Origin of the sequence: Pseudomonas sp. 7P_10.2_Bac1 (assembly GCF_025465935.1) — a bacterium.
Taxonomy (GTDB): Bacteria; Pseudomonadota; Gammaproteobacteria; order Pseudomonadales; family Pseudomonadaceae; genus Aquipseudomonas.
In genome coordinates, this window is sequence record NZ_JANLNV010000080.1 from 102548 (window position 1) to 117934 (window position 15387).

Here is a 15387-nt window from a genome sequence, read left to right on the forward strand (position 1 = left end):
TTATGACCTGTAAAGCCTATCGCGCCGCCATTTTGCACAGCATCGCCGACCCCGCCGAAGTCGGGGTCGAGGCCTCCTACGAATATTTTGAAGATGGCTTGCTGGTGGTCGAAGACGGCAAAATCACAGCACTGGGCAACGCCGCCGATCTGCTCACAACGCTGGCAACCGACACCGACATCACCTTTTACAGCGATGCACTGATCACCCCGGGATTTATCGACACCCATATCCACTTCCCGCAAACCGGGATGATTGGTGCTTACGGCGAGCAGCTACTCGATTGGTTGAATACCTACACGTTCCCGTGCGAAAACCAATTCGCCGACCAGGCTCATGCCGAAAAAGTGGCCGATATTTTTCTTAAGGAACTGCTGCGTAACGGAACCACGACTGCCCTGGTTTTCGGCAGTGTGCACCCACAATCTGTAGAGGCATTGTTCGAAGCCGCGCAACGTCTGGACCTGCGCCTGATCGCCGGCAAAGTCATGATGGACCGCAATGCACCGGACTATCTGACAGATACCGCGGAATCTGGCTACAACGACAGCAAGGCGCTGATTGAACGCTGGCACGGGCAGGGCCGCCTGCACTACGCCGTGACGCCACGTTTCGCGCCGACCAGTACGCCAGAGCAATTAACCTTGGCGGGCAAGCTATTAAGCGAATACCCGGATGTGTATCTGCATACCCACATCAGCGAGAACCTTCAGGAAATCGAGTGGGTCAAGTCGCTGTTCCCGGAGCGTAAAGGCTATTTGGATGTGTACGACCATTACCAACTGCTGGGTGAGCGCTCGGTATTTGCCCATGGCGTACATTTGTGTGATGAAGAATGCGCTCGCCTGGCTGAAACAGGCTCGGCCGTGGCTTTCTGCCCGACGTCCAACCTGTTCCTGGGCAGCGGCCTGTTCAATCTGCCGATGGCGGAAAAGCACAAACTCAATGTTGGATTGGGCACCGACGTAGGCGCAGGGACAAGCTTCTCGCTGCTCAACACCTTGAACGAAGCCTACAAAGTCATGCAATTGCAGGGCGCGCGCCTCAACCCGTTCAAATCGCTGTATCTGGCTACGCTGGGCGGGGCACGGGCGCTGCGTCTGGAAGACAAGATCGGCACGCTGAAACCGGGGACCGACGCAGATTTTGTCGTGCTCGACTACAACGCCACACCATTGATGAGCTATCGCTTGCAGCAATCAAAAGACATTGCTGAAACGTTGTTCGTGTTGATGACGCTGGGGGATGACCGCACGGTTGAGCAGACGTATGCAGCAGGGAACCTGGTGCATCAGCGTTTAGAGCGTGGGTAAAACTGTGTAGGAGCAGCCGGTCGACGCTCGATTGCCTCGCGATCTTTTGATCTTGAAAAGATCGCAGCCTGCGGCAGCTCCTACGGGTTAACGATGGCTTTTGGCCTTGGTCTGCAATAGGTGTGAGAACACTGCGTGCAGATCGTCAGAAGCGCCTTCTTCATCGAGGTTGAGCTTGCTGTCGATGTGGTCCATGTGATGCATCATCAAGTCAACGGCCATCGCGCCATCGCGGGCTTCAATGGCATCGATCAGTTGCATGTGTTCGTCGTAGGAGCAATGTGAGCGATTGCCGCTTTCGTACTGGGCAATGATCAACGACGTTTGTGACACCAGACTACGCTGGAAGCTGATAAGGGGCGCGTTCTTGGCCGCTTCTGCCAGCTTGAGGTGAAACTCTCCCGACAAGCGAATGCCCGCGCCGCGATCACCGCGCGAAAAGCTGTCGCGCTCGTCCTGAACCATTTTGCGCAACACAGCCAGATCATCCGCCGTGGCATGCACGACTGCCAGTTCGGTAATGGCCTTTTCCACCAGCCGCCGCGCTAGAAATACCTGGCGTGCCTCTTCAACGCTCGGGCTGGCAACCACGGCGCCACGATTAGGGCGCAGCAATACAACCCCTTCATGGGCCAGGCGCGAGAGTGCGCGACGAATGATGGTCCGGCTCACACCAAAGATTTCACCCAGCGCTTCTTCGCTCAACTTAGTGCCCGGCGCCAGTCGCTGTTCGAGAATCGCCTCGAAGATATGCGCGTAGACAATATCGTCCTGGGTTCCACTGCGGCTGGCCTTGCCTGCGCGGGAGGGTTTCTTGAGAGGCTGCAACTGTTCGTTCATGGGCACTCGAATGGGAAAGCGGCTGCGAATTGGGCGTTACGTTAATACGTTAACGGGCGTTGCTGACAATGGATTAATGCGAAAAAACTGGCCGTATTGTACACAAGCCCGAGTGCATACACACTGTACGGTCGTTTGATCCCCCGGCTGTATTGCAATGAAATGTTACTTTTGCGTTTAGGCTTACGCACTGTTCAAGGCTTATTAAAGAACAGTTTTTGCAGAGCACTCTGCCCAGTACAAGGAATTGCGTTTTATGACCGACGCCACTCAGCCGCGCTTGCACCCGCTGGCAGACACCTCGCCTTCTGCGGTGGTCGCGGGTTTCATCGCCATGATGACCGGCTATACCAGCTCATTGGTATTGATGTTTCAAGCGGGTCAGGCAGCAGGCTTGACCAGCGGACAAATCTCTTCATGGATTTGGGCACTGTCAATTGGCATGGCTATCTGCAGCATAGGCCTGTCCCTGCGCTATCGCACACCGATTACCATCGCTTGGTCGACGCCGGGGGCAGCGTTGCTGATTACCAGTTTGGGCGGCGTCAGTTACCACGAGGCCATCGGTGCCTACATCACCTGTGCCGTATTGGTGATCATCTGTGGCGTGACCGGCAGTTTTGAACGCCTGGTCAAGCGGATTCCAGGATCGCTGGCAGCGGCATTGCTGGCAGGTATCCTGTTCAAGATCGGCAGCGAAATCTTTGTCGCCGCGCAGCACCAGACCGGCCTGGTGATCGGTATGTTTTTCACCTATCTGATTGTCAAACGCCTGTTGCCGCGTTATGCAGTTTTGGCGGCGCTGGTGATCGGTATCTTGATCTCGAGCTTGCTGGGGTTACTGGACTTCAACGGTTTTGCACTGGAAGTGGCCGTCCCGGTGTGGACTTCGCCTTCATTTTCGCTGGCGGCCACCATCAGCATCGGCATACCGCTGTTCGTGGTTGCCATGACCTCGCAAAACATGCCCGGCATGGCTGTATTAAGGGCCGATGGCTACACCGTGCCCGCCTCGCCGCTCATTACTACCACGGGCGTGGCCTCGCTGCTGCTCGCCCCTTTTGGCTCACATGGGATTAACCTGGCGGCTATCAGCGCCGCCATCTGCACTGGCCCCCATGCCCACGAAGATCCAAAAAAACGTTACACGGCAGCGATGTGGTGCGGCATTTTCTATGGCATTGCGGGCATTTTTGGCGCGACATTGGCCGCCTTGTTTGCCGCATTCCCCAAAGAACTGGTGCTGTCGATTGCAGCCCTGGCACTGTTTGGTTCGATCATCAACGGCTTGACCATCGCCATGAACGAGTCGAAAGAGCGCGAGGCCGCGCTGGTGACGTTTATGGTCACCGCATCAGGGATGAGCCTGTTCTCCGTCGGCTCGGCATTCTGGGGCATCGTGGCAGGCGTGTTGACGCTGATGATTTCGAACTGGAAAACTCGCTGAGTAATGACTCAACGTGGGCTGTGATCTTTATCAACACCAAAAGATCACAGCCTTCAGCAGTGTCATTAAATCGCTAAAGCCCCGCCATCAATCGCCAAGGCATGGCCCGTGGTGAACGCGGCACCGTCCGAGCACAGGTACAGCACCGCACTCGCGATCTCTTCTACGGTCCCCACTCGTCCTACCGGGTGCATCGCCGCGGCAAACTCCGCCTTTCTCGGATCTGCTTCGTACGCGCGACGGAACATGTCGGTGTCAATCACTCCTGGACACACCGCATTGACGCGGATTTTTTTCTTCGCATATTCAATGGCCGCCGACTTTGTCAGGCCAATCACTGCGTGTTTCGAGGCCGAGTAAATACTCATTTTCGGCGCTGCGCCGAGGCCAGCCACTGATGCGGTATTGACGATCGCCCCGCCGCCCTGGCTAAGCAGCAGAGGCAGCTGATATTTCATGCACAACCACACACCTTTGACGTTAACGCCCATGATTGCGTCGAATTCGTCCTCGGTGCCGTCCGCCAAGCGTCCTTGCTCAATCTCGATGCCGGCATTGTTGAAGGCATAATCCAGACGACCGTAAATGCTGAGGGCCTGCTCCATCAAATGCCTGACGTCTGCCTCGATCGCGACATTGCAACGTACAAATACAGCATTGCCACCCGCAGCCTTGACCTGCTCGACAGTGCTCTCCCCGCTCTCGGCATCCAGATCGGCCACCACGACATTCAAGCCCTCGGCCGCAAATGCCAGTGCCGTGGCTCGCCCTATACCTGCTCCGGCCCCGGTCACCACAGCCACTCGCCCGGAAAATGTCATGCTCATTATTCTTATCCTCATAGGGGGAAGTTCTGTTTTCAGTGTAGGCACACCCAAACAACTTATTTATCGAAGTGATATAAGTCCGCCTACCAAAATCACCCCAATTGATGAAAAAGCATTCGTAAGATCATGTTCGCTTGCCCCCATGGCCCGGAACGTCTATCAACATCTTTTGCCTTAATAATGAGTGCCTACGATGACCGCCGAGACTAACCGTCAATTCCTTCTCGCCAAACGCCCCGTCGGCGCAGTAACCCGTGACATATTCACCTACCAACAAGTGCCTGTGGCTGAACCCGCCGACGGGCAAGTCGTGGTGAAAAACGAGTACTTGTCCCTCGATCCCGCCATGCGCGGCTGGATGAATGAAGGCAAGTCCTACATTCCCCCTGTCGTTCTGGGCGATGTGATGCGCGCTTTGGGCGTTGGCAAAGTCGTTGCTTCAAAGCATCCAGACTTTGCAGTGGGTGATTACGTCAACGGCGCGCTGGGGGTACAGGATTATTTCGTTGGAGAACCCCGCGGTTTCTACAAAGTTGATCCGAAACTGGTGCCCTTGCCAGTGTATTTGTCAGCGCTGGGCATGACCGGTATGACCGCCTACTTCGCATTGATCGACGTGGGAGCACCCAAAGCCGGAGATACCGTGGTGATCTCTGGCGCTGCAGGCGCCGTCGGCAGCATTGCCGGGCAAATTGCCAAGTTGAAGGGCTGTCGTGTGGTCGGTATCGCAGGCGGGAAAGACAAATGTGCGTACCTGCTCGAAGAACTGGGCTTTGACGGAGTCATTGACTACAAGAACGAGGACGTTCTCGCAGGCCTGAAACGTGAATGCCCTAAAGGCGTCGACGTGTATTTCGACAACGTCGGTGGCGATATTCTCGACGCTGTGCTCAGTCGCTTGCGCTTCAAGGCTCGCGTGATCATCTGCGGTGCGATCAGTCAGTACAACAACAAGGAAGCTGTCAAAGGGCCAGCGAACTATCTGTCATTGCTGGTCAATCGTGCGCGTATGGAAGGGTTTGTAGTGATGGACTATGCCGACCGTTACGGTGCGGCCGCACAAGAAATGGCTGCTTGGCTGGCCAAAGGCCAACTCAAAAGCAAGGAAGACATTGTTGAAGGTCTGGAGACTTTTCCCGAAACCCTGCTCAAGCTTTTCAGCGGCGAGAACTTCGGCAAATTGGTGCTGAAAGTTTAAAACCCATGTCGCCGCAGCCTGGGCTGCGGCGACATCACTGGAACGCTTAAGCTATTTCGGCAACAACGGCAGCCAAAGCTTTAGCCGGATCAGCCGCTTGGCTGATTGGGCGGCCAATGACCAGATAATCAGAACCCGCATCCAACGCCTGACGCGGAGTCAAAATGCGACGCTGATCATCCTGAGCACTGCCAGCAGGACGAATCCCTGGCGTCACCAACTGCAACGACGGGTGCGCGGCCTTCAGCGCTTGTGCTTCCAGAGCCGAACACACCAGCCCATCCATACCGGCCTTCTGTGCCAGTGCTGCCAAACGCAACACTTGCTCTTGTGGCTCGATGTCCAGGCCGATCGCGGCGAGGTCTTCACGCTCCATGCTGGTCAATACCGTGACACCGATCAACAACGGTTGCGGCCCGGTACGCTTGTCCAACTCCTCACGGCACGCAGCCATCATGCGTAAACCACCAGAGCAATGGACGTTAACCATCCATACACCCATCTCAGCCGCGGCCTTGACAGCCATCGCCGTAGTATTGGGAATATCGTGGAATTTAAGATCCAGGAACACCTCGAAACCTTTATCACGCAAAGTGCCGACAATTTCAGCTGCACAACTGGTGAACAGCTCTTTGCCCACTTTCACGCGGCACAGTTTAGGGTCCAACTGATCAGCCAATTTCAATGCGGCGTCACGCGTCGGGAAATCCAGGGCGACGATGATAGGAGTCTGGCAGTCGGACATTAGCGGGTTCTCAAGCTGGTCGAAATCGGCGCGCATTGTAGCGGAAGCCATCGCCTACCGGCACCCGATGATCGTATTTTCATGACTTTAATCATCTTGAAGCGAACATGCGCGCATGAATAAATAACCGGCCTACAATGAAATCACTGATTACTCACACACTTAACGGGATCGACAGCAACACGCTCTGCACATTTTTTGCTGAGTGACGTGCTATTCAAGGAGAAAACAATGCCCTGGTATGGTTGGATAATACTCATCGTAGTCATCGGCGCCATTGTAGGCGGCCTCATGACCCTGCGTGACACCGCTGACAAAGTTGAACTGACCGATGAGCAGCGTAAACGCATTGCAGAACGCAACGCCGAAATGGACGCTAAAGAATCAAAGGATTTGTAAAACAGTCATCGTCCTCAGGGCGCATCTGAAGATGCGCCCTGAGGACGAGAATTTTCACATACATGCATGAAGCGTCTGTGCAATGGCTGAAAACTCAAGGCTATGAAACGCTCATTGCACCAAGAGACGTCGAGCATGCGCTACTCACACAATCACAAAGCCTTGACGTATCAGCGCATCCTCAAAGAAGCCGCCGGCCTGTTCCGACGTGACGGGATTGGAGCAACTGGCCTGCAGCCCCTGATGAAATCTCTGGGCCTGACCCACGGCGGTTTTTACGCTCACTTCGCCTCGAAAAACGAACTGGTGGAAAAAGCCCTGCAACAGGCAGCATGCGAAGTCGATGGCCTGTGTGCCGACATATTCAGCCAGCCGCAGCCGCTGCATGCCTTCATCGATACCTACCTCTCGCAATGGCACGTGACCTCGCCCCATGAAGGCTGCCCATTGCCAACCATGTCTGCAGAAATGGCACAGCAAGGGCATGCCAGCCCGACGACCGACAGTGTTATCAACGCAAGGCTCGGACAAATTCAAAATACGCTACCGGGCGCAGATGCTGAAGAACAGAGCATCATGATATTCGCAAGCCTGGTAGGAGCACTGGTGCTTGCCCGTAGCACGGAGAGTGATGCGCTAAGAGAAAAAATCCTCGATGTAACACGCAATACGTTGAAGCAATCGGCCGAATAAAAGCGGCTGCAAACAAAAAAGGCCAGTCATTGACTGGCCTTCTGCATTCCATCGTTTTACTTAGTTAACGGCAACTCGATCCCGATTCTTGTCGAAAATGGCTTTGCCTATGCCTTTGACTTCCAGCAACTCATCGGCCGAAGCAAAAGCACCGTTTGCCTCACGGTAAGCAACGATTGCTTTAGCCTTGGCGGCACCAACACCGGACAGTTCGCGCTGAAGTGTCGCCTCATCTGCCGTATTGAGATTGATTGTCATCACTTGAACATCGGGTGAAGCCGCCGCAGCCACGACCGGTGCGCCTGCTTCTGCCAGAGGAGCAGCATGTGCCACGCTGGAAATACAGACCATCAAAGCCAAAAACATCGAAGGAAGAAAGGCAATACGCATAAGTGACACTCCAATACATCGTTAAGTGGAAACAGCTTTCCTGAGCTGTACTCCAAACTTAGGCGATGGCTGGAGGGTGTCAAAAATGTGTCAGTTGCAGGGTGTGTAGTGACTAGGGCTCTGCGCGATGTTGCAGATGAATCCAGTCAACAATTTCCCCCTCCGGTGAATATCCGCTGACGGTTTCACGTAACAACTGCCGGACACGTGGATAGTCATCGCGCTCTACAGCTTCGAGCAATTGCCCCAGTCTCTGCTTGAGGTCTTCCCAAGACAACATGTCCTCGTTGGCACACATGATCATCGGATGCTGTGTCGCGACCACGTTGTCGCCAATCAGCAATTCTTCGTAAAGTTTTTCTCCCGGGCGAAGTCCCGTGAACTCAATCTCTATGTCCCCATGCAGGTTCTTCTCGGAGCGAACACTGAGACCGGAGAGATGAATCATCTTCTCGGCCAGCTCGACAATGCGTACTGGCTCACCCATGTCGAGAACAAACACGTCGCCGCCCTGCCCCATGGAACCCGCTTGAATGACCAACTGGGCCGCTTCCGGAATGGTCATGAAGTAACGAGTAATCTTGGGATGAGTAACTGTAAGGGGCCCACCGGCCTTGATCTGCTTGTGGAACAAAGGAATCACTGAACCAGAGGACCCCAATACATTGCCAAAACGAACCATAGTGAATCGAGTTTTATTGACCCGCACCACGTTAGACCTATCACCCAGCAAGACGGGAGCGACCTCACGGCTGAGTGCCTGAAGTGTCATTTCGGCCAACCGCTTGGTGCTGCCCATCACATTGGTGGGACGCACCGCCTTGTCAGTGGAGATCAACACAAAGTTCTCGACTCCCGCCTGAAGAGCGGCCTGAGCAGTGTTGAGAGTCCCAATAACGTTGTTCAGCACCCCCTCTGCAATGTTGTGTTCAACCATGGGCACATGCTTGTACGCAGCCGCGTGGTAAACCGTATTTACGTGCCAGGTTTTCATCAGGTCGAGCAGCTTCTGGGAGTTACGCACAGAGCCCAAAATCGGTAACACTTTCACCGAGAGTGATTCGCGATTCACCTGCTGCTCAAGTTCAGACAGGATGTTGTAGAGGTTGAACTCACTGTGCTCGAGCAGCAATAAGGTTGTGGGGCCAAGTACCAAGATCTGGCGGCACAACTCGGAGCCAATTGAGCCGCCCGCGCCCGTTACCAAAACACACTGCCCCTTGATGCAATGCTCCAATAGCTCAGCCTGCGCCGGGACAGCATCACGCCCTAGCAGGTCGGCAATATCCACTTCCTGAATATCGTCGACTTTTACCCGACCACTGGCCAAATCCATAAAACCGGGAACACTGCGCACGTGCAGTGGAAAGCCTTCCAGCAATCCCAATATTTCGCGTCGACGGGCACGGGAAGATGACGGAATGGCCAATAGCAGTTCTTGAGCACCCGTTCGATCGATCATCTGCTGCATATTTTCCGGCTTGAAAACCTGCAAGCCGGAAATAACTCGATCAGCAATACTTTCATCATCATCAATGAAAGCCACTGGGCGCATCAGCCGGCCCATGCGCAATGCAGCAACCAACTGGTTACCCGCTGCCCCCGCACCGTAAATAGCGACTCGCGGCAGACCGTCATCACGACTGGTGAAAGGCACGTGTTGGGCAGCTGAAAACCAGTCTCCCAAAAAATACTGACGCATGGCCAGGCGCAAGCCGCCCAACATGATCAGGCTTAGCCACCAATAGTTGAAAATAATCGAACGCGGAACGACGTTATCGTGATTGCTGTACCAGTACACCACTACTGCAAGGATCAGCGAAGACAAGCTGACTGCTTTAATGATGGCGATGAGGGCATCGTTTCCGAAATAGCGCATCACCGCTCGGTACATACCAAAACGGATAAACAGGGGAATGGCTACTAAAGGAGCGGCGACAAATAACCAGACATGGGTTTTGACTGGGTTGATCATGTCGTCTATGCCCAGCCGTACAACGAAAGCTGACCACAAAGCAATCCAAACAAGCACGATGTCAGTGACTACCTGAATAGTCCTCTTTTGCCGTCGAGACATATTAAGCAAATATGATCGAATTATATCCATGGTATCTTCGGCCTCTTATTTAACATCGCATCGCACATTAATGCTTCACATGCTTGACACTGTTCAATCCTGCATATTTAAAAAAATAATTTTATTATTCCAAAGCACCTGCATTAAATTTAATGGCTACTAAAATCAAGGGCAAATAGGCCAGTATTAAAGCCGTGAAACCGTCCACCCCTAAAACGCCAACCGCAAAAGCCCAAGGCAGCAGCCAACAGATATTTATAGCAGCAACAGCTAAAGTGACCACTTTATGTGAACGAAAATGACGAGAAGCAAACTGATAGGCATGGCTCCTATGCGCTTCATAAACCTTATCGCCGCGCATCAATCGTCTGAACAGCGTGAAGGTCGCGTCAATGATGAATACGCCCAGAAGAATCAGCCAAACGTATAGAAAATTCGAGTTGACCCAAGAAGCCTGCAAAGAAAGAATCCCGAGGGTTATCCCTAAAAAACCACTACCGGCATCTCCCATAAAAATACGTGCTGGAGGAAAATTCCAGTACAAAAATCCCACAACAGTAGCAGCCAACAATAAGGGTGCCCAGATCAACTCATGAAAACCTGACAACCAGGCGACTAATGCAGCTCCAGTACAAACACAAACAGCTTCTATACTAGCCAGGCCATCAATACCATCCATGAAATTGTAAAGATTCAGCATCCAAACTAGATACAGGACCGCCAGTAAACTACCAAGCCACATCAAATTTAAAGAAAATCCAAAGACAACTAATTTAGGCAACCCCCCTAATAAAAATACTGCAAACAGAGCCGCAGAAAAGTGCCCTAATAGTCGCCAGCGAGCAGCAATGTGCCCGTGATCATCGAGGAACCCTAGTATTGCAACTCCGCCACCAGAGGCAATAAATATCCAGGTCAAATGCCAGTCGATTGCATCGATAGAGGCCAAGTAAAGAGTAGCCAACAAAAAAACGCAGACAATAGCAACTCCACCTCCTCGTGGAGTAGGGATAGAGTGCGAACTCCGCGCATTCGGAACATCCATCAGGTTACTTGCCAAAGCATATTTTCTAAGGCCAGCTGTGAAGCAAAGGCAGAGAATGCAGACTATCGGTAAAGCAAACCACAGAGCCATATGAAAACTCACCAATAAATTAAAGATTGCACTATGGAGTGACTATTAAGGTGTTTGGTTTTTTTTGAAGTCACCACCTGCATTTTTCAAAGCATCTTTAACCTGTAAAGGAGGTACCCACGATAATAAGGTCCGTGACTTACTGGAGTCTATTTCCAAGGAACCACATAATTGCTGATAAACGGATAACCTACCCGTCATCTTGGCACCTCCGTGCAATAACAAGTCAGGTACTGGAAATAGAGAAGCACGAGATTTCATACCTGAGGCCAAGGCCTTAATTATCTGCGGAGTTGAGACTGACTGCTCATCTGAGACTAAAAATAACTCGTTTGCAGCCAATGGATGAGTGACACAAGTTTTGACAAAATCAACCAGATTTTCTAGGGCAACCATTGTTCGTTTGTTTTTAATGCCCGCCAGTGGCAATGGTATGCCAGACGAAACCAATTTTAACAAACGTTTAAAATTTCCCGGTGCATTAGCACCATAAACCAAAGGAGGTCTTATGATGACTAATTCCATTGATTTGTAAGTACAAAGTTCTTCTAGCCCTTGCTCAGCCTCCCACTTTGATATGGCATATATCGCATGCGGAGCAGGGGCGCTAGACTCACTAAAAGCTTGTCCCGAAGTAAAATTACCGTTAACACCAATAGAGCTTAAAAAAATAAATCTTTTCACGCCAGCATTTATTGCTTGTTCAGCTAAACTTAAAGTCCCTTCAACATTAACCTTCCTAAACTCAGCCAAAGGATCACTACTGAGCTCGGATAAAATATGTGCACGGGCAGCTAAATGAATGACAACATCGACACCTTCAAGAAGGTTGCGCCATTCAACAGCAGTAGGGATAGCGGCTACTTTGGAAAACACAAAATTAGTAGCCGCTAGATCCATTGAGCTTCGACCTGAACCGACAATACTAACATCTGGAAGAGATATTAATGCTTTGCACAGAGATACGCCTATAAAACCAGTTGCACCCGTTACTAGTATTTTCATGATCTTTCTTCTAACACTAACTGATACACACCAAGAGTTTTACGCAACATCAAATCAAAAGTGAATTCTCGCTCAAATTTCTCACGTGCTTTCACTCCCATCGTCTCTCTCTCGCCTGGAGACTGTACCAATTGTACGAAAGCATTCCGCAAAGCAATTTTGTAATCACGAGAAACTAGAATGCCTGTAGCGTGGTCATCTATAGACTCCGATACTCCACCAACATCTGAGGCTATGACGGGTAAACCTGATCTCATGGCTTCCAAAATCGTTAACGGAAGACCTTCCCAATCAGAAATCAAAACAAAAATATCTGCATTAGCGAGACGTAGATCAACATCAGAACACGCGCCTGAAAATGTAACCTTATTAGCAATACTTAAATGCTCTGCAAGCAATACACATTTTGCTAATTCGGGGCCATCCCCTACTAATTCCAAGTGCCAGTTTTGGAACTCTATATCCGCTAAGGCTTGTAAAACAGCGCTCTGATTTTTAGGCCGTTCAAAACGAGCGACCATGATTATATTTACAACGGCGTCGCTAGACCGTCTAACTGCTCTTGAAGTGACCTCAGGGACACCATTGTGTATTTTAACTAGCGTTTTCTCTCGTGCTACTTTCTGAGAAATTGCCAACTGTCGATCATATTCAGAAACAGTTATTATTTTATTAGAAATCTTCGAAAGCTGGGTTTCTATCCATCGATAGAAAGACTGCCTCTTGGCAGATACACCTTCTGTAAAAGCCCATCCATGCGCTGTAAAAACTACAGGTATAGAAAGACTTTTTGCTGCTAACCTACCAATAACACCAGCTTTTGACGAATGAACATGAACGATATCCGGGTTTGTTAATTTAAAAAAATTTCGCAACTCAAAAAAACAAAGAAAATCTTTTACAACATTTATTTCTCTTACAAGATTTTTTAAACCCTTACACTTGATACCCATCGATGCAGCGCGGTCAAACAAAACACCTGTTTCAGTTTCTGCGCCAACACCGATAACTACATCATGACCCTTTGCTTGAGCCCCTGCCGCCAGATCTAGCAAGTGAACACTTGCTCCACCCAACACATCTGAACGTGTGATTACATATAGTATTTTCAATTTGCAATCTCGCTCATAATTCGCATCAGCGATGAAGCTTGGACTTGTACTGAGTAGTGATTCTCAACTGAGCGTCGACCCGAAAGCCCTAATTTTTCTCGAACTTCAGCAGATGAAAGCAAATGACCTAAGCTCTGCTCCCAATCCTCAAGAGATTTAGCTAATAATCCAGATTTACTGCCGTTCACAATATCAACATTGACACCTATTGGAGATGCTATAACTGGGACAGCACACGCCATATATTGAATTAACTTGTATCCGCACTTTCCTTTTTCCCAAGGGCCATCCTTGAGCGGCATAATACCTATATCCATTTGCTGGATCATTTCTACTTCTGCGTCTTCACTCCAGGGCAATACTTCGATATCAACGCCCTGAAATTCATTAACTAGTTTAGTATCAGCACCCACCAAAATGATTTTTGCTCCGTAGGCTTTACACTGAGCTATCAAAGCATCTTTTATTTCAATAATGTATTTTTGCGTCGAGGGAGATCCCATCCAGCCTATAACTAGCTTATTACCCTCACCATTTTTTTTCACGTCATAGCGTTCTAGGTCAATCACCGTTGGTACCACAACTACTTTTTCCGCACCAGCATCAGAAGCATATGTAGCCAAATAGCTATTTCCAGCAACTACGCAACTTGAATAACGCATCACACGCGCAATTTTATCATTTAAGAATTTTTTAATCAGGGGATTGGAGGACATATCATAGTTATGAAAAATCGCATCATCATAATCAACAATAATTCTTACCCCAATTAATACTAAGACTTTCTCTGCCCAAGCAGGAAAGTAGGGAAATATCTCCTTTTCGAGCCAGATCACATCATATTTTCGGGCTTTAAACAGCCATGCCAACCTGCAAAAATAATACTTTATATAATGCCAAATCGTGGAGCCACTACCATCATAAAGTCTAATTAGATATTGCTCATCTAACATGTTAGCTACATCTACAGTATTTCCTTCCCGTTCTAGAAATGGAATATACTGAAGCATCCTTAATCTCGAACTAGCTCCCGTTCGAGAGTATTTAGAAAGCAAAAGAATTTTCATGACTCACCTTCATTGCAATAACGTTTTGATAACGTGAGCCTGCCACCATAAAATAACGGCCACAAAATTACGCCAACGTAAAAATAAGTTGTCAATGTAAACTGCCAAGCATAGAATACCATAACTAAAGCATATATGTAACAACTCAAAAGTGCTAAAAAATAACCTCCATTGCTGCAAGCCCAGCGCCTTAGCAGGGCATACCAAAATCCCAATAGAGTCATGCAGGTTACAACGACGCCAACACCGCCTACTAAGTATGGACTTGACGCGTAGGTGAGCACATTAAAATCACCATCTGCAAAACCAATATCAAATGGAGTACAGCTGTATGTTCCAAGGCTAATGAGTTCAATGACTTTACCAACTACTAAGTCAACGCAACCATTCCCTGCCTGCCCCCCTAACCAATGTGAAAATGCCGTTACAGCATATCCAAAATAGGTATATAAAAAATCAAAACCCTTATCACCACCCGCTCGTCCAGTGGCGACAGCAATGATGCAGAATATCAAGACCAAACCGATAAAAAAAACCAGCAAACCCTTAAGCCGCACCCAGCCAATATAAAATAACGTATAGGCGATGCTCACAAACAGGAACAGGACACTGGTACGCTCCGCCAAACTTAAAGCCGAAACTAAGTATATCCCTCCTGCTGCTGAACAAAGCAGCAATCTTTTGTTTTGTGCGTAGTACAATGCCAAACACAGGCCGAATAATGAGAAGTGCTGAGCTCCATAATTAGATTCATTACCCCAAACATATACATACCTTAGATTAAACAGCACCCCCCCCTGTAATGGACCGTTTATACCGAACTTATAAATTCTATAACACGACAATATCAACCCAATTAACGCCAATACCCAGTAGAATAAAATAATTCCGCGAGGGGCTTCTGCAGAACCTACTTCCATTTGCGCCGGGTCCCATTTACCGCCCCCTAGTATCAATATAAGAACACTATAGGACAATAAAAAAGCTAAAATACCACTTAAAAAAACATTATGCCCCCACTCCCAAGGCTCACCCAAAACAATGAGATTCATTACAAGCATAGTTGCTACAATAAAAACAAGAATATTGAATGGTGATGTCAAATAAAATCTAGAGTCATTCATTTATAAAATCTACAC

The 15387-nt window shown here is 49.8% G+C and carries 15 protein-coding genes; 5 read left to right on the forward strand and 10 right to left on the reverse strand.

All coding sequences use genetic code 11. The features are described 5' to 3' along the window. Positions 1-2: 2 nt before the first annotated feature. Positions 3-1313 carry a guanine deaminase gene (gene guaD, locus NTD86_RS17290; protein WP_262203971.1) on the forward strand — a complete coding sequence of 437 codons (1311 nt, stop codon included), beginning with the start codon at positions 3-5 and terminating at the stop codon, positions 1311-1313. Between the two features lie 87 nt (positions 1314-1400). Here guaD and NTD86_RS17295 read toward each other — a convergent pair whose 3' ends face one another. Beyond that, on the reverse strand, positions 1401-2153 hold the full coding sequence (locus NTD86_RS17295; protein WP_262203973.1) for a GntR family transcriptional regulator: 753 nt from the start codon (positions 2151-2153) through the stop codon (positions 1401-1403). A 256-nt stretch (positions 2154-2409) separates the two neighbouring features. Between NTD86_RS17295 and NTD86_RS17300 the strand changes: the two genes are divergently transcribed. Then, positions 2410-3600 carry a benzoate/H(+) symporter BenE family transporter gene (locus NTD86_RS17300; protein ID WP_262203974.1) on the forward strand — a complete coding sequence of 397 codons (1191 nt, stop codon included), beginning with the start codon at positions 2410-2412 and terminating at the stop codon, positions 3598-3600. Positions 3601-3665: 65 nt separating this feature from the next. Here NTD86_RS17300 and NTD86_RS17305 read toward each other — a convergent pair whose 3' ends face one another. Next, on the reverse strand, positions 3666-4427 hold the full coding sequence (locus tag NTD86_RS17305) for an SDR family oxidoreductase (protein ID WP_262203976.1): 762 nt from the start codon (positions 4425-4427) through the stop codon (positions 3666-3668). Between the two features lie 193 nt (positions 4428-4620). On the opposite strand from NTD86_RS17305, the gene NTD86_RS17310 reads away from it, so the two are divergent. Next, on the forward strand, positions 4621-5625 hold the full coding sequence (locus NTD86_RS17310) for an NADP-dependent oxidoreductase (protein WP_262203978.1): 1005 nt from the start codon (positions 4621-4623) through the stop codon (positions 5623-5625). 46 nt (positions 5626-5671) lie between these two features. Here NTD86_RS17310 and pyrF read toward each other — a convergent pair whose 3' ends face one another. Next, a complete protein-coding gene (gene pyrF / locus NTD86_RS17315) occupies positions 5672-6370 on the reverse strand; it encodes an orotidine-5'-phosphate decarboxylase (RefSeq protein WP_262204118.1) in 699 nt (232 codons plus the stop codon). Positions 6371-6601: 231 nt separating this feature from the next. On the opposite strand from pyrF, the gene NTD86_RS17320 reads away from it, so the two are divergent. Together NTD86_RS17320 and NTD86_RS17325 are read left to right on the forward strand one after the other, a co-directional pair. Beyond that, positions 6602-6769: a DUF2897 family protein gene (locus NTD86_RS17320; RefSeq protein ID WP_262203980.1), complete on the forward strand. Its 168-nt coding sequence runs from the start codon at positions 6602-6604 to the stop codon at positions 6767-6769. Positions 6770-6904: 135 nt separating this feature from the next. After that, positions 6905-7462, forward strand: a complete 558-nt coding sequence (locus NTD86_RS17325) for a TetR/AcrR family transcriptional regulator (RefSeq protein WP_262203982.1) — start codon at positions 6905-6907, stop codon at positions 7460-7462. A 60-nt stretch (positions 7463-7522) separates the two neighbouring features. Here the strand turns inward: NTD86_RS17325 and NTD86_RS17330 are convergent, their stop codons facing one another. From NTD86_RS17330 to NTD86_RS17360, 7 genes are all read right to left on the reverse strand, one after another. Continuing rightward, a complete protein-coding gene (locus NTD86_RS17330; RefSeq protein WP_262203983.1) occupies positions 7523-7852 on the reverse strand; it encodes a ComEA family DNA-binding protein in 330 nt (109 codons plus the stop codon). 112 nt (positions 7853-7964) lie between these two features. After that, the gene (locus NTD86_RS17335; RefSeq protein ID WP_262203985.1) at positions 7965-9959 is read right to left on the reverse strand and encodes a nucleoside-diphosphate sugar epimerase/dehydratase; all 1995 of its coding nucleotides are present in this window, start codon (positions 9957-9959) and stop codon (positions 7965-7967) included. 94 nt (positions 9960-10053) lie between these two features. Beyond that, the gene (locus tag NTD86_RS17340; RefSeq protein ID WP_262203987.1) at positions 10054-11064 is read right to left on the reverse strand and encodes an MraY family glycosyltransferase; all 1011 of its coding nucleotides are present in this window, start codon (positions 11062-11064) and stop codon (positions 10054-10056) included. Between the two features lie 45 nt (positions 11065-11109). Then, positions 11110-12069, reverse strand: a complete 960-nt coding sequence (locus NTD86_RS17345) for an NAD-dependent epimerase/dehydratase family protein (RefSeq protein ID WP_262203988.1) — start codon at positions 12067-12069, stop codon at positions 11110-11112. Then, positions 12066-13181 (reverse strand): glycosyltransferase family 4 protein, encoded by a 1116-nt coding sequence (locus tag NTD86_RS17350; RefSeq protein ID WP_262203989.1) that lies wholly within the window; start codon positions 13179-13181, stop codon positions 12066-12068. Before NTD86_RS17350 ends, NTD86_RS17345 begins: the two co-directional genes overlap by 4 nt. Continuing rightward, positions 13178-14248 (reverse strand): glycosyltransferase family 4 protein, encoded by a 1071-nt coding sequence (locus NTD86_RS17355; RefSeq protein WP_262203990.1) that lies wholly within the window; start codon positions 14246-14248, stop codon positions 13178-13180. Before NTD86_RS17355 ends, NTD86_RS17350 begins: the two co-directional genes overlap by 4 nt. Beyond that, a complete protein-coding gene (locus NTD86_RS17360) occupies positions 14245-15372 on the reverse strand; it encodes an oligosaccharide repeat unit polymerase (RefSeq protein WP_262203991.1) in 1128 nt (375 codons plus the stop codon). Before NTD86_RS17360 ends, NTD86_RS17355 begins: the two co-directional genes overlap by 4 nt. Positions 15373-15387: the final 15 nt, after the last annotated feature.

Excerpts from the sequence above, each read along its gene's own strand:
- guaD (WP_262203971.1), top strand. The coding sequence starts at position 3 with ATGACCTGTAAAGCCTATCGCGCCGCCATTTTGCACAGCATCGCCGAC.
- NTD86_RS17295 (WP_262203973.1), bottom strand. The coding sequence starts at position 2,153 with ATGAACGAACAGTTGCAGCCTCTCAAGAAACCCTCCCGCGCAGGCAAG.
- NTD86_RS17300 (WP_262203974.1), top strand. The coding sequence starts at position 2,410 with ATGACCGACGCCACTCAGCCGCGCTTGCACCCGCTGGCAGACACCTCG.
- NTD86_RS17305 (WP_262203976.1), bottom strand. The coding sequence starts at position 4,427 with ATGAGCATGACATTTTCCGGGCGAGTGGCTGTGGTGACCGGGGCCGGA.
- NTD86_RS17310 (WP_262203978.1), top strand. The coding sequence starts at position 4,621 with ATGACCGCCGAGACTAACCGTCAATTCCTTCTCGCCAAACGCCCCGTC.
- pyrF (WP_262204118.1), bottom strand. The coding sequence starts at position 6,370 with ATGTCCGACTGCCAGACTCCTATCATCGTCGCCCTGGATTTCCCGACG.
- NTD86_RS17320 (WP_262203980.1), top strand. The coding sequence starts at position 6,602 with ATGCCCTGGTATGGTTGGATAATACTCATCGTAGTCATCGGCGCCATT.
- NTD86_RS17325 (WP_262203982.1), top strand. The coding sequence starts at position 6,905 with ATGCGCTACTCACACAATCACAAAGCCTTGACGTATCAGCGCATCCTC.
- NTD86_RS17330 (WP_262203983.1), bottom strand. The coding sequence starts at position 7,852 with ATGCGTATTGCCTTTCTTCCTTCGATGTTTTTGGCTTTGATGGTCTGT.
- NTD86_RS17335 (WP_262203985.1), bottom strand. The coding sequence starts at position 9,959 with ATGGATATAATTCGATCATATTTGCTTAATATGTCTCGACGGCAAAAG.
- NTD86_RS17340 (WP_262203987.1), bottom strand. The coding sequence starts at position 11,064 with ATGGCTCTGTGGTTTGCTTTACCGATAGTCTGCATTCTCTGCCTTTGC.
- NTD86_RS17345 (WP_262203988.1), bottom strand. The coding sequence starts at position 12,069 with ATGAAAATACTAGTAACGGGTGCAACTGGTTTTATAGGCGTATCTCTG.
- NTD86_RS17355 (WP_262203990.1), bottom strand. The coding sequence starts at position 14,248 with ATGAAAATTCTTTTGCTTTCTAAATACTCTCGAACGGGAGCTAGTTCG.
- NTD86_RS17360 (WP_262203991.1), bottom strand. The coding sequence starts at position 15,372 with ATGAATGACTCTAGATTTTATTTGACATCACCATTCAATATTCTTGTT.